We start from the raw sequence: 13,933 nt of genomic DNA on the forward strand, positions 1-13,933 counted from the left end.
TTTGAAAAAGTGAAGTGGAAAAATTTCCTATCTACTGGAAATGGATTCACTGAATTAAATCTGGAAGAATTCAGATCAACAGTCGTATATGGTGCGAATGGAGCAGGCAAATCTACAATGCTTGATGCTCTGTGCTTCGTATTGTTTAATAAACCATTCAGAAAGATTACTAAGTCTCAGTTGGTGAATACAATCAACGAGCGTGAGTGTGTGGTTGAGTGTGAGTTTAGAGTTGGTCAAGCGAAATACAAAGTAATTAGGGGAATCAAACCAAATGTCTTTGAAATTTATCGTAACGGCACTCTTATTGACCAGACTGCAGCAAACAATGACTACCAAAAGTATCTTGAGCAAAAGATACTCAAGTTTAATTTTAAATCTTTCACACAGGTTGTTATTCTTGGGAGTAGCACTTTTGTTCCATTCATGCAACTTAGTGCTCCACATCGAAGAGATGTTATTGAAGACCTCCTCGACATCAAAGTATTCTCACGCATGAATTTGTTGCTCAAGGATCGCTTGAGAGACATTAGAAATGAAGTAAAAGAGTGTGAGCATACAGTTTCACTCCATCAAAAGACATATGACATGCAGAATGCTACAGTGCAACGCATGGAAAGCATGATGAAGTCCCATAAAGAGGATCTTGCATCACAACTTATGGCATTGAAGGAGGAAAACTTTACTGTAGAAAAAAATATCGCAGACACAGAAACATCATTGCGTGATCTGACTGACAAACTTGCCTCCTCTGCCTCATCACAGGCACAATATGGCAAGATGAGAGAGTATATTACGTCCGTAAAGACAAAAGTTACTAGGAATTTGTCTGATCTAGACTTTTTCCTTAAGAATGATAGTTGTCCTACCTGCACACAGACCATTAGTGAGACTATTAAACAGGAAAAGGTAGAGGCATTTACTGTAAAAGACGAAGACTACCAGAAAAAACTGGAAGAAATGGAAACAGTCTTGTCAAAACTTGATAAAAAGGTCAAGGAAGACACTAAGATGGCAGAATCTTACCAAAGACTCAAAGGAGACCTCAAAGCATACAACAAAGAGAAGAAAACTATTGCATCTAGACTCAATGCAATCAAAGGAAAGAAGACAAATACAGTAGAATTTGAGTGTGAGCAGGATAAATTAGCACAATACAAGGAAGAATTGGATAAAACGGTGGCAGATTGTGCTGATGTCAATGCACAGGAGTCACATCACAAAGTGGTCAGCACCTTGTTGCGTGATAATGGTATCAAGAGTAAGATTATTAAGAAGTTTATCCCTATTATTAACCAACATATCAATAAATACCTGCAGGATATGGATTTCTATGTCAATTTTACTCTTGACGAGGAATTCAATGAGGTAATTAAGAGTAGACATAGAGACATCTTTTCATATGCATCATTCTCTGAAGGAGAAAAGCAGAAGATTGACCTAGCACTCCTGTTTACATGGAGAGACATTGCTAGGATGAAGAATTCTACAGCAACTAATCTGTTGCTACTGGATGAAGTCTTTGATTCTAGTCTTGATGCTAACGCTACTACTGATTTACTCAAAATCTTGCGAAGAATGAGCGATAACACAAATATATACGTTATCTCTCACAAAATGATTGATATCTTAGTTGACGCATTTGAGTCTAGTATTGAATTTGTCAAGGAGAGTGACTTCTCATCCCTTAAGTATAGGGATAACCCTTAGTGGACAGTTGACAAAGTGGTCGCATAACCCTTCCAAGTGGAGGGTTTTTTATTATACTGTGTATATACAAGACAACGACACATGGACACAAACGACATCAAAGGCACACTCGCTAAACTCCTCGCTACTGAGAATCTAACTGTTGAGCATTGTAAGTGCGAGACAGCATCCTTCGATGTGAAGAATCGTGTCCTCTCTCTGCCCCTCTGGATCGCTTCTGAGAGCGTTTACGACATGCTTGTGGGTCATGAAGTAGGTCATGCTCTATATACACCTGCAGATGAGTGGGAAAATACCTATGATATCCCTAAGTCTTACGTCAATATCCTTGAGGATGTGCGTATCGAGAAGTTGATGAAGGATAAGTTTCCAGGTCTTCGCAAAGATTTCTTTGCAGGATACCGTGAGTTGAATGACAAAGACTTCTTCGGTGTCAATGTAATGGATCTTCCTAAACTAAAACTAATCGACCGTATCAATCTACACTACAAGGTCGGTGTTGTTGATCACACTAAACCTATTCCTTTTGTTGAAGGTGAGCATGAGTGGGTTGCTAAGGCAGACACATGTAAGTCTTTTGAAGATGTATGTGCACTTGCTAAAGAGATCTATGACTGGTCTCAAGATCAAGAGAAGGAGATGGAAAAGGTTGACAACATGCCTTCTTCTAGTGATGAGCAAGGTGACAGTCAAGAGATGGATGTTATCCAAGAAAAGCAGGATAAACCACAAGAATCTGATGAGTCAGGTCAAGGTGATGATCCTTCTCCTCAGAATCAGTCTGAGAGAGGTGACCAAGGTGAAGAGTCAGAGTGGGATGAAGGTGACACTTCTACAAAGGAAGGTGGTTATGACTACAGCGACGGTGTAACTGACAAGAATTTTGCAGAGAATCTACAAGATCTTGCAGAGACTCATGAGTATGCACACCCAACATATGCTGATGTCCCTGAGGTAAACCTTAAGCACATCGTTGTGCCACATGACAAGTGGACAAATGATTGTGATAGATTCTGGGCAAATGATTGCTATACAGATCCTAATCATGATTGCTATGCTCCTATTGACTTCACTAAAATTGACGAAGATTACAGAGAGTTTCGTAAGTCAATCAACAAAGAAGTCAACTACATGGTTAAAGAGTTTGAGTGTAAGAAATCTGCAGCAGCATATGCTCGTGCTTCAGTTTCCAAGACTGGTGTCCTAGATACTACAAAACTTTTCCAATACAAATACAACGACGATATCTTCAGAAAGATTACAACCACACCTGACGGTAAGAATCACGGTCTAATCTTTACTCTTGACTGGTCTGGATCTATGCATCAACAGATTCATCAGACTGTGAAGCAACTTCTTTCTCTCGCATTCTTCTGCCGTAAAGCAAAGATTCCATTCGTAGCATATGCATTCAGTGATCAATACTGGGAGTATCGTGACGACAGTGATCCTAACGGATATAGTAGAGGTCATGACCACGAAGACTTCAACGCATACGCTAAAGCACCAGTTGCAGGTCAGTTTGCTATCTATCAGTCAATGCGTTTGATTGAATTCTTGACTAGTGACGTCAACAACCAGAAGTTTGAGAGACTTGCTCACTACCTATTCCGTCTAAGCGGTCACTTCCAAAATCGTTACAACTACTACGGTTACAACTATCCTATTCCTAACCAACTAAATCTTGGTGGCACACCTCTTAATGATTGCTTGCTTTCACTCAGGACTCTTATCCCAACATTCAAGAAACAACATGGTGTTGAGAAACTACACGTTGTTACCTTGACTGACGGTGAGTCAAACACTATCGGTATCATTCAGAAACCTAGGCACGAGTCAAATTCTCTTTGGAGAGGAAGTCTTCACGGACGAGTAGTTGTCAGAGACAGAAAGATCGGTTATCATGGTAAGGTAACCAACGATACTCACTCAGGATTGACTAAAGGACTCCTTGAATATCTCAAGTATGCATTCCCATCTACCAATTTCATTGGTTTCCGTGTAATCAACGGATCAGATGCAGGTCATTTCATCCGTTGGGGTTGTGGTTATGACTACCATGAAACAGAATCCATTATCAAATCATGGAAAAAGCAAAAGTCTCTTTGCATGCCTAACACAAACGGTTACCAAGAGTTGTATCTTATCAGTCAAAAATCTCTAGAGACTAACACTGACTTTGAAGTCCAAGAAGATGCAACAAATGCACAGATCAGGACTGCATTCAAGAAGTCCCTCGGTGCTAAAGCAAACAACAAGAAGATTCTATCTTCCTTTATCACACAGATTGCATGAATATCTTCGCAGTTAATAACGATCCCTATCTGGCAGCATACCAACTGCCAGATAAGCACGTTGTTAAGATGCCATTAGAAACATGCCAAATGTTATCCATTGTTTACTCTGACTGGTATCACAATATCGGTCAGGTTTTCAAGTCTAATGGCGATCCATACAAAACAGAGAAGGGTGCCTTTCGTAATCACCCTTGCACCAAGTGGGTAGCAGAATCTCCACATAATATTGCTTGGTTGCTAGAGCATGGTATTGCACTTTGTGAGGAATACACATATAGATATAATAAAGAGCATGGTTGCGAAAAGTCTATACGATTCGCAGCACATATTGCACCCGAAGGTTGTAGTGCTAGGCACACACCTTTTGTCTTTGCAGGTCCTGACGAGTTTAAATACGATACCACTATCTCTACAGTAACAGCATACAAACGCTATGTTGCTAGTAAACCATGGGCACCCGATAATTACCTTCGCAAACCAGACCGTAGACCAGATTGGATACTGTCCACTCGGAGTGGCATTGCCGACTTTTTACTTGTATAATATCTGTATAGACACAAATACAAAACATGCCATTCGCTCCTGTCCCTGTGACCACTGAAGACCTCAAGACTTATCTTTCTGGTAAGCACGGTAACGAAGTTACCTTCCAACAACTTGTTGCTGCAGCAGATCACTTTGACTGCTCCGTTGCGACTGTCAAAAAACGCTTGAAGCAATACAAGAAAGGTATTGGCAAGTGGGATCTTACTCTTACTGAGAAGAAGGAAACTCTTGAGAAGTCATACAAAGCAACACCAGTCCAAGATCGCTTGATTCCAACTAAAGATACCAACTTTGTCCCCTTCGGCAACTTCTCTGATCTCAAAAAGATCATCAAGTCCAAAGTATTCTATCCTGCATTCATCACAGGTTTGTCAGGAAACGGTAAGACTATGGGTGTAGAGCAAGCATGTGCTGCTCTAAATAGAGAGTTGATTCGTGTAAACATTACCATTGAAACAGACGAAGATGATCTTATTGGTGGGTTTCGTCTTGTGGATGGCAATACAGTTTGGCACAACGGTCCTGTCATCGAAGCTTTGGAGAGGGGAGCTGTCCTCCTTCTAGACGAGATTGACCTTGCGTCCAACAAAATCCTCTGTCTTCAGTCTATTCTTGAAGGTAGTGGAGTCTTCCTCAAGAAGATCGGTAGGTATGTGAAACCTGCAAAAGGATTCACAGTGATTGCTACTGCAAACACGAAGGGTAAAGGTAGCGACGATGGTCGTTTTATCGGCACTAACGTGCTCAACGAAGCATTCCTTGAGAGATTCCCTCTCACATTTGAGCAAGAGTATCCTACTCCTGCTATCGAAACAAAAATGCTTAACAACTACTGCAAAGAGTTGGATGCATGCGACGACAAATATATTGCTAACCTTGTGACATGGGCAGACATGATCCGTAGGACATTCAGAGAAGGTGGTGTTGATGAAGTCATCTCTACTCGTCGTCTTGTGCACATCATTCGTGCATATGCGATCTTCTCTGATCGTGCAAAGGCAATCAAGGTTTGCCTCAACCGTTTCGATGACGAAACAAAGCAGTCATTCCTCGATCTTTATGATAAGATTGATGGTGAGGTAGACATGTCTCAAGTAGAAACTCTGTTTAATTCGTAATGGCATACAAATACAATGAGGATGGGATCTTGAAGGAGGTCTCATCCTATATTAGTGGCACATATCAGCAACACTACTCCTCAGATAACGGTGAAGGTGTGCAAACACTGGATCTGATTGAGGCAGTTGGTGATGCTGAAGCATTCTGCCGATCCAACGCAATCAAATACTTGTCTCGTTATGACAAGAAAGGCACCGCAAGGGTTGACATTATGAAGGCAATGCATTATTGTATACTTCTAATGTGTTTTAACGATCGCAATCGCGTTCGCCTCGACAATCAAATTGAATCAACACTCCATGAATGAAGCATCTGAAATTCGTCTCTCTAAAAAGACCATTGGTCTGCTAAAAAACTTTAGTGAGATTAATAAATCTATTGTTATTAAAGCTTCGGAGAAGACACTAGCAACAATGGCAGTCAACAAGAATATCCTTGCCTTCTCATCGATGGCAGAGGATCTTCCTGAGGATCTTCCTATCTATGACCTGCCTTTGTTTGTCAAGACTTGCTCCATGTTTGAGCAACCGCATCTAGTATTCCTAGGAAAGAATAAAGTTTATATTGCGGACAAAGCAACCAAGGGTAAGGCAACTTATGTCAAGTCTGACCCTGATATTATCGTCCAACCTCCTAAGACCTACGATCCTAATCTTCCTGAGAAGGTCGTAAACTTTGAGTTGACAATGAGGAATCTTAAACTCCTCAAGGAAGCAGCATACAATTTTGGTGTGACTGATTTCTGTGTCAATTCATTCCAAGGTAATCTTTCTATCTCTGTTAGAGACAAGAAGACTGACAACAGTCATGTATTCTCTGTCCCAGTTGATAAAGTTATCTGGGAATCAGAATTCTGGGGCACTAAACCTCAGCATGAGCGTAACTTCTGTTACTGCTTGAAGATTGAGAATCTTAAGATTCTTGATGGCACATATCATGTGTGTATCTCTGACAAGAATGTGATTAATTTCAACTCTTTGTCTGAGTCATCTCTCAATTACTTTATCGCACTGGAGCCTGATCAAGACTAATGAGTAAACTGTTTCTTTGGGTTGAAAAGTATCGTCCAAAGACAGTTTCTGATTGTATCCTAACAGATGTCAATCGTGCGGTCTTCCAAGGATACGTTGACAATGGGGAGATCCCTAATCTTCTGTTGCCTGGCACCGCAGGTATTGGTAAGACTACTCTTGCCAAGGCACTGTGTGAAGAAATGGGTGCGGATTACTATCTAATTAATGGATCTGATGAAGGTCGTTACTTAGATACTGTCCGCACAAAATGTAAGTCCTTTGCATCTTCCTCCTCGCTTGTCGGTGGCAAGCATAAGGTGGTTATTATTGATGAGGCAGACAATTCTACACCCGATGTGCAGTTACTACTCCGTGCTGTCATCGAGGAATTTCAGAATAACTGTCGTTTTATCTTCACTTGTAACTATATCAACAAGATCATCGATCCTATCAAGTCTCGGTGCTCTGTTGTTGATATGTCTACTAAAGGTAAGGATCGTGCTGTGCTTGCTACAGCATTCCATAAAAGAGTTATGGATATCCTTACTAAAGAAGGTATTGACTACGATGCAAAAGTTGTAGCAGAGGTTGTTGGTAAGTATTTCCCAGACTTCCGTCGCACTCTTAATGAGTTGCAGGCATACTCTTCTACAGGAAAAATTGATGTTGGTATTCTAGGTAGATCTGGCAACCAAAACATCGATAAACTTGTTGGTTACCTTAAAAACAAGGAGTTTACCAACATGCGTAAGTGGATTGTCACGAATATGGATAACGATTACAAGTTACTGTTTCGTGCTATATATGATAAGTTATATGATTATCTTCAGCCACAGTCTATCCCTGAGGCGGTGCTTATTATTGGTGAATATCAGTATAAAGCAGCGTTTGTTGCGGACTTGGAGATCAACTCTGTTGCTTTCTTGACTGAGATCATGATGAGGTGTGAATTCAAATGAATAGCAGGTGGAAATCTTCTAAACGTGTCTTCATTATTCTCGCATTAACTGGGTTTGCAAGGTTGTGTATCATTGCAGTCCCAGTTATAAGTGTATGGATGGGGGTATCTCAACAAGAAGAGGTGCAAAATGCCGAATAAAAACTATACTGAGAAACTATGGTTTCCTGTAAGAGTATGGGAGTTTACCAGTAGTAGTCACTTGTTGAGAAACTCACTCTTTTCAGCAGAAAAAGAGGAGTATAGAGCATATAATCTAGATGGTGGTGTTGGCACGTCCTATCCTCACCTTGAGCAACGTCCTATGTGGACTGAGTTGAAGATGTGGATTGAGCAATGTGCTAATGAAATCCTCAAGGATAACAAATTCCTTGCTGAAAGGATGGAAATCACCTCTATGTGGGCAAATAGAGCGAATAAACAGACTGGACATCATCACACTCCACACAGACATCCCATGTCATATTGGAGTTGTGTATACTATCTAACTGGTGGCACTCCCACCACGTTTATTGACCCTCTAGCACAGCGAGAGTGGGCACAATTACATTTAGATGGAGGTCCTTACTCGGAGACAAGATATAATTACCGTCCAGATCCTGGTACTTTGTTGATTTTTCCCAGTTATCTGATGCATGGGTCACAACCTAATGATAGAATGGCAGATAGGTTTACTGTCTCAGCAAATCTCTTTCCATTTGGTAATCAAAATTTAGGTGCATGGGATGTCCCCATGATGAATCTTGAGAGAAAAGAGGTTAGATGAAAATAAATCAACTGTTTCCTGTTATTGTCCCAGAGTTTTCTTATGAAGGAGATCTTCAAGAAATTAAAGACGCTCTTAGATCCGAGAAACGAGAACAGTTTAATTTCCCAGAGGGAGTTGAAACGACGTGTGGAAACCTTCACAAAAATGAGAGATTCCGTCCGCTCGTAGATTGGTTTAAGGAGTGCCTTGAAGAATATAGACTTGCAAATGCCCTGCAATGTGAGAGACTAGACATCTCTCTCATGTGGGGTAACATTGCACCTGCAGAATCAGGGGTTGGTCACCCACGACACAGACATAATATGTCTCTAGTGTCAGCAGTTTTTTATCTCACTAAAGGAGTAGCAACTGTCTTCCATGATCCTGTATATCCTCGTGTTATGGACTGTATGGAGGTCATATCTGACAACCTCAAAGTCCGTGGAGGTCCTATTGAAAAGATCTCGGCAGATGCAGGTAAACTAATTCTGTTTCCTTCATGGTTAGTCCATGAATCTGATCGCCATTTTTTTGATTATGACAGGATGACCATTAGTTTTAATGCTTTTCCTGCAGGTAAAATAAATCCTGGTCCTTTTGATTATCCGATGGCAAACATCAAAATATTATGAAGTATATTAAGACACCGCTCCGTTATCCTGGTGGCAAATCCAGAGCAGCAGAGCGATTACTGAAGTTGGCACCTAAGTGTAAGGAGTTTAGAGAGCCATTCTTGGGTGGTGGTAGCGTTGCACTACGCTTCACTCAAGACAATCCTACTGCAGATGTATGGGTCAATGACCTGTATGGATACTTGTATAACTTTTGGAAGGTATTACAGTCGGATTACAAAGAATTATCAGATAAACTGATAGATTATAAGCAACAACATCATGATGAATTATTGGCAAAAGATTTATTTCTTCAGTGCAAAGAAGATATCTCGGAAGCAGACTCTTTTGAGCAAGCTTGTCTTTTTTGGATTCTTAATAAGTGTTCTTATTCTGGGTTGACAGAGAATTCATCCTTCTCTAAGACTGCATCCAAACAGAATTTTACTGTGCGTGGAGCAGAGAATCTAAAGGCAGTTGGATCCCTCATAGGACACTGGAATATCACTAATATGGACTATTCAGAGGTCATGAATGATGATCATGATCATAGTGGTGACGTGTTTGTATTTCTAGATCCTCCATACAAAATCAAATCATATTTGTATGGCACAAACGCTGAATTGCACAAGGATTTTGACCATAAAATCTTCTATGATAACTGTCAGGTGTGTCCTCATAAGTGGATGATCACATATAATATTGACGAAGAGATTGAAGAGTGGTTTGATACATATAAGCAAGAATATTTCCAGTTAACATACGGCATGAAGCACAGAGGAAGTAAGAATCGTAACCAACAAGAGTTATTGATCAGAAATTACGAAGCAAAAGTTGCGTCTCCTCTAGAGGTCATGTATGCAGGATGAATTAGCAGATCTCTTACGTCAAAGTCTGGTTTCATTACCTGCTATTGAGATATTAGAGTCAAAACACAAGCTAATTCGGAAGGATGATATCACTATCCGCAATGAGATGTGGAAGTGTAGAGGCATGAGAAAGTTGCACATCGAGAGAGCATCTCTAGGTGAGAAATTAAAGATTGTGCACTGTGTTTTCTACCCTATTCCTAAGTATCGCATCCCTATCTTTGGATGTGATATAATAGAAACACCAACACAAGTTACTGCTGCTATAGTTGACATATCACCTGTCACAGGTGTCGATTTAGGTGCTAAATTAGCACCAATTTCATCAAGATATACGTTTGATGACTGGCGAATGCTACCACTGTGGGCAGAGGATGTCTTCTCTCCTTTCTGTAAATTTGCTAGGTTAAAAACCCCTGAGGCAAGAGAGGATTTTCTAGGTGTAACTGGTGAATACCTCAAAGTAATGACTGATTGCATCAAAAATGCAGAGTATGATGATGACAATGGCACACTAGGAGAATGGGTGCCTATCATGCATAGGATAGATGACCAGTGTCACTACTGTAATTCACAAAGAAAGAATAAAAAGACGAAAGCGGTCTTATCACAGTGGTTTGATGAGGCATGGGCAGACAACTACATTAATGAAATTTTATTTGATAAACCAAATGTCCGCAGACTACAATCCCTTTGACTACGTTAACTCAATCAACCTAAAGAATGCAGATTATACCCAAGATGAGGGGTATATGAGACATTATCCTGCATTCATGGTCAACAAAGCACTGTCATATTTTATTGACACTATCATGCATTCCAATGAGATGAATCGCCTTGGTAGCACACTGGATAAGGACATGCAATATAACTTTTTTATACATAGTGTTAGGAAATCTAAAAGGTTTTCCCCTTGGGCAAAGAAGTCCACTCATCCAGATCTTGACCTAGTTAAAAAGTACTATAACTATTCTACGGAGAAGGCAGAGGCAGCACTGAAACTGCTAAACAAGGAAGAAATCCAAGTTATTAGGTCTAAATTGAATAGCGGAGGAATGAAATGAGTGATGAGATCTCTTGGTCTCCTAGCATGATGGTTGAGGTTACATTAAAAGAACCAGATGACTTCCTAAAAGTTAGAGAAACCCTTACTAGGATCGGTGTAGCTTCTCGTAAAGAGAAAAAACTATATCAATCGTGCCATATCCTTCATAAGAAGGGCAAGTATTACATAGTACACTTCAAAGAATTGTTTGCACTAGATGGTAAACCGTCAAACATGACTAAGAATGATGTACAGAGAAGACATCGTATCGCTAGACTGTTATCTGACTGGGGACTCATTGGAGTTGTCGCACCAGTCGATGATGTAGAGTTAGCACCCCTTAATCAGATCAAAGTTTTGTCATATAAGGACAAAGGGGAATGGTCTTTAGAGTCGAAATATAATATCGGAAAGAAAAAACAACCAGTGGAATCTCTAAGTAGCTAAATAGAGTACTTACACTTAGATTCATGGCTGAAACCTCTAAGCCAAACAAAGAAAAAAAGTTTGACTTACTGGATGAAGGTGTCGCCACTTTGGTGCGTCTTACTATCCTTGGGTGGTCCGCGGCTATCCTGACAATTAATTATTTACAGGTGCCAGGTCTAGCAAAGACCAATATTGATCCAACTTTTATAGCTTCAGTCTTCACAGGAACACTAGCTACTTTTGGAGTCGCCACGACCAAAAAGAATGGTGACAATCAGAAACCAAGTGCAGGTGCTAAGACCACATACACTGTGGAATACGTTGCCAAAAAAGAAAAGGAGTAAATTATGAGAAAAATTATTGACGGACTTGCTCTCTTCGCAGGTGTTGTTTCTCTTGCCATTGTAGGCACAGGTGGATATGCTTATCTACAGAGAGAAGCAATCAAAGAGAATGTAAAGTCTCGTGTTACAGGTGCTATTACGGAGCTATTGTCTGATGCACTTCCTGTTGCTATTGATGCAGAGGTGCCAAAGATTCCTAAGGCAACTGGACCTGCTATTCCTACCCTACCAGGAAGATGAATAGTCCTCTTAAATGGTTTGCGGGTGGTCTCGGTGCTTTGATTGGCATTGGACATATCGGTATGATTGGGATGATCTCTAAGCAAAACAACATACCTGTAATCCAACCACCTACAGGACCATATAGCTCATATGTTGTATCAGCATCCAAGGATGGATACAAAATGAGTTACACTGCTAACGATCCAAAGACGATGCACATCACTAAGGACATCACTAAGCCGAGTGGTTTCTTAGGATTTGGTAAATCCAAGCATCAGATTGTTGAGGAGTATGTAATGGATGGTAAGACTAACCAAGGTGGTGCAGTTTCCAACCATAGATCTTGGCAAGATGGGAGTGTAGCAGGTTTCTCGGCAAAAAAGCTCGACGACCGTGCGGTCGAATGCATCAAGTCGGAGGGCGGTGGAGCACAAACAGGTCGTGTGGTGGGAGCTAGTATGGGTGCTGCAGCAGCCCCTGTTGTTTCTGGTATACCATTTGTCGGACCTGTATTGGCGGGGTTGGTTGCGTTAGGCGGTGCCGACCAAGGTGCAAAGATTGGTGGTGAGATGGCAACATCATTTAGTGAGGCATGTCAAGAAGATGTCGATACCGAATCTACAGATTAGAGACGTAGGAGTAAGAAATATTCCTCAAATTTATACTCCTGAGTGGTTAAGGGAGGTGCCTACGGTTTTACCTAACCTGCACCCCATAACCTCACAGATTGGCACGCCAATTATTAATATACCTGGTTGTGTTACCTATCATAAGGAGCAATCAACCACTGGTAAGTTACAGGATCAACTAAGACAAGACGATACTAAAGGCACCAGAGTCCTATGTGACTCAGGCACACCGTCTTTCACACCTATAGACTATGATGCTAGTAAAATACAGTATGAATACAAGGCACCTGTGCCTGTATATAAGGAGCCTCCTGTAGCAGACGTGCCTCCTGCAGAGGTGCCTAAAAACATATCCAAACCAGAGACTGTACAGCAAGAATGTCCTACTGAGATTCAAGCAGCGAAGGAGCCAGTGGGCACAGTAATTGGTGATCAAAAGATTGTCGAGTATAAACTCATAAAAAATGGAGACACGGTTGAATGTGTCCCCATAAAGATCAAGGTATCTGTACCTGATCAGATTGTTGGTAATATTCCTACTGCAGGAGCAGTAATGGCTACAACATCCATTGCTGTAGTTGCAACAACTTCTGCTCTATTAGCAAAACCTTTAGCAGATTTACTACTAAAGGTTGTGAAACCTGCTGTTAAGAAGGTAATGAAAAAACTTACTTCTGGGAAGAATTCCCGATACTTATCTCTTTCAGAACGGAGGACGGATCGTTACCGTTCCCAGAGGGGTTTACCACCTTTGAAGAGGAAGAATTAATACTATGTGTATGTGGCACACCTTGGATAACCTTAGGTTGCACTACCACATCCTTACATAGATTAAAGTAAGGACTCCAACTAGCGAAAGTAATACCATCCTGAGCTAACTGACCACATTTGGTGAGTCTTGTAAGCTCAAATTCTAATCTACGGTTAGCAAGGATTTGCTCACGCAATTCGTTGTGATTTTTTGCAGCTTCCTTACACAACTCTTGTGCTTTTCTATCTAGTGGCCACGAAATAGTGGCAGAGAAACCTGCATTCCAGTTGTAGTTATCTTTCTGACCTGTCCTGATCCTGCGATGGTAGAGAATTTCACCAGGTTTGTCTGGTATTCCATCTGGTATCGGGTTGCCACTGTCATCAAAGTCACCAACAAGGTCAAGCATGTTGTACACTGGATCATCATAATGCGATTCATATGGAAAATTCCATGAAGTATTTCTTGTGACATATGGTGTGATATTGGCGGTAGGTCCCTGACACACAATGCCATCACCATAACCATTTTGTATATACGGACCTTGTAAAACTTGAATTGCCTGGTTGGTCACTGAGCCAGAACTATTCGCGACTGGATTTGCTGTCGCAGACACACCACCTACTGTTTCAGCGTTAACAG

At 40.9% G+C, this 13,933-nt stretch carries 18 protein-coding genes; 17 read left to right on the top strand and 1 reads right to left on the bottom strand.

All coding sequences use genetic code 11. The annotated features are described in order from the left end of the window. Positions 1-9 precede the first annotated feature (9 nt). From EGM47_RS14575 to EGM47_RS14655, 17 genes are all read left to right on the top strand, one after another. The gene (locus tag EGM47_RS14575) at positions 10-1,710 is read left to right on the top strand and encodes an AAA family ATPase (protein WP_206052189.1); all 1,701 of its coding nucleotides are present in this window, start codon (positions 10-12) and stop codon (positions 1,708-1,710) included. A gap of 81 nt (positions 1,711-1,791) precedes the next feature. Beyond that, the gene (locus EGM47_RS14580) at positions 1,792-4,005 is read left to right on the top strand and encodes a hypothetical protein (protein WP_124981572.1); all 2,214 of its coding nucleotides are present in this window, start codon (positions 1,792-1,794) and stop codon (positions 4,003-4,005) included. Continuing rightward, positions 4,002-4,550, top strand: coding sequence for a pyrimidine dimer DNA glycosylase/endonuclease V (locus EGM47_RS14585; protein WP_124981573.1), 549 nt, complete (start codon positions 4,002-4,004; stop codon positions 4,548-4,550). The genes EGM47_RS14580 and EGM47_RS14585 overlap by 4 nt, the downstream gene beginning before the upstream one ends. 26 nt (positions 4,551-4,576) lie before the next feature. Next, positions 4,577-5,671 carry an AAA family ATPase gene (locus EGM47_RS14590; protein WP_124981574.1) on the top strand — a complete coding sequence of 365 codons (1,095 nt, stop codon included), beginning with the start codon at positions 4,577-4,579 and terminating at the stop codon, positions 5,669-5,671. Beyond that, entirely contained in the window at positions 5,671-5,979 is a 309-nt protein-coding gene (locus EGM47_RS14595; protein ID WP_124981575.1) for a DUF3310 domain-containing protein, read from the top strand. Before EGM47_RS14590 ends, EGM47_RS14595 begins: the two co-directional genes overlap by 1 nt. Beyond that, positions 5,972-6,703 carry a DNA polymerase gene (locus EGM47_RS14600; protein ID WP_124981576.1) on the top strand — a complete coding sequence of 244 codons (732 nt, stop codon included), beginning with the start codon at positions 5,972-5,974 and terminating at the stop codon, positions 6,701-6,703. The genes EGM47_RS14595 and EGM47_RS14600 overlap by 8 nt, the downstream gene beginning before the upstream one ends. Beyond that, entirely contained in the window at positions 6,703-7,644 is a 942-nt protein-coding gene (locus tag EGM47_RS14605; protein WP_124981577.1) for an AAA family ATPase, read from the top strand. The genes EGM47_RS14600 and EGM47_RS14605 overlap by 1 nt, the downstream gene beginning before the upstream one ends. Positions 7,645-7,773: 129 nt before the next feature. Continuing rightward, a complete protein-coding gene (locus EGM47_RS14610) occupies positions 7,774-8,409 on the top strand; it encodes a putative 2OG-Fe(II) oxygenase (RefSeq protein ID WP_124981578.1) in 636 nt (211 codons plus the stop codon). Then, positions 8,406-9,023 carry a putative 2OG-Fe(II) oxygenase gene (locus EGM47_RS14615; protein ID WP_124981579.1) on the top strand — a complete coding sequence of 206 codons (618 nt, stop codon included), beginning with the start codon at positions 8,406-8,408 and terminating at the stop codon, positions 9,021-9,023. The genes EGM47_RS14610 and EGM47_RS14615 overlap by 4 nt, the downstream gene beginning before the upstream one ends. After that, entirely contained in the window at positions 9,020-9,871 is an 852-nt protein-coding gene (locus tag EGM47_RS14620) for a DNA adenine methylase (RefSeq protein ID WP_124981580.1), read from the top strand. The genes EGM47_RS14615 and EGM47_RS14620 overlap by 4 nt, the downstream gene beginning before the upstream one ends. After that, positions 9,861-10,568 (top strand): phycocyanobilin:ferredoxin oxidoreductase, encoded by a 708-nt coding sequence (locus EGM47_RS14625; RefSeq protein ID WP_124981581.1) that lies wholly within the window; start codon positions 9,861-9,863, stop codon positions 10,566-10,568. Before EGM47_RS14620 ends, EGM47_RS14625 begins: the two co-directional genes overlap by 11 nt. After that, positions 10,543-10,935, top strand: a complete 393-nt coding sequence (locus EGM47_RS14630; protein ID WP_124981582.1) for a DNA polymerase clamp loader subunit A — start codon at positions 10,543-10,545, stop codon at positions 10,933-10,935. The genes EGM47_RS14625 and EGM47_RS14630 overlap by 26 nt, the downstream gene beginning before the upstream one ends. Beyond that, a complete protein-coding gene (regA, locus tag EGM47_RS14635; protein ID WP_124981583.1) occupies positions 10,932-11,363 on the top strand; it encodes a translational repressor RegA in 432 nt (143 codons plus the stop codon). Before EGM47_RS14630 ends, regA begins: the two co-directional genes overlap by 4 nt. Positions 11,364-11,386: 23 nt before the next feature. After that, the gene (locus EGM47_RS14640; RefSeq protein ID WP_124981584.1) at positions 11,387-11,689 is read left to right on the top strand and encodes a DUF6450 domain-containing protein; all 303 of its coding nucleotides are present in this window, start codon (positions 11,387-11,389) and stop codon (positions 11,687-11,689) included. A 3-nt stretch (positions 11,690-11,692) separates the two neighbouring features. After that, positions 11,693-11,929, top strand: coding sequence for a hypothetical protein (locus EGM47_RS14645; protein ID WP_124981585.1), 237 nt, complete (start codon positions 11,693-11,695; stop codon positions 11,927-11,929). After that, positions 11,926-12,540 (top strand): hypothetical protein, encoded by a 615-nt coding sequence (locus EGM47_RS14650; RefSeq protein ID WP_124981586.1) that lies wholly within the window; start codon positions 11,926-11,928, stop codon positions 12,538-12,540. The genes EGM47_RS14645 and EGM47_RS14650 overlap by 4 nt, the downstream gene beginning before the upstream one ends. Beyond that, positions 12,515-13,309: a hypothetical protein gene (locus EGM47_RS14655; protein WP_124981587.1), complete on the top strand. Its 795-nt coding sequence runs from the start codon at positions 12,515-12,517 to the stop codon at positions 13,307-13,309. Before EGM47_RS14650 ends, EGM47_RS14655 begins: the two co-directional genes overlap by 26 nt. Here the strand turns inward: EGM47_RS14655 and EGM47_RS14660 are convergent. Beyond that, positions 13,209-13,907 (bottom strand): hypothetical protein, encoded by a 699-nt coding sequence (locus EGM47_RS14660; protein ID WP_164510910.1) that lies wholly within the window; start codon positions 13,905-13,907, stop codon positions 13,209-13,211. The genes EGM47_RS14655 and EGM47_RS14660 overlap by 101 nt on opposite strands. Between the last annotated feature and the right edge of the window lie 26 nt (positions 13,908-13,933).

Origin of the sequence: Nonlabens xiamenensis (genome assembly GCF_003865345.1) — a bacterium.
Classification (GTDB): Bacteria; Bacteroidota; Bacteroidia; order Flavobacteriales; family Flavobacteriaceae; genus Nonlabens; species Nonlabens xiamenensis.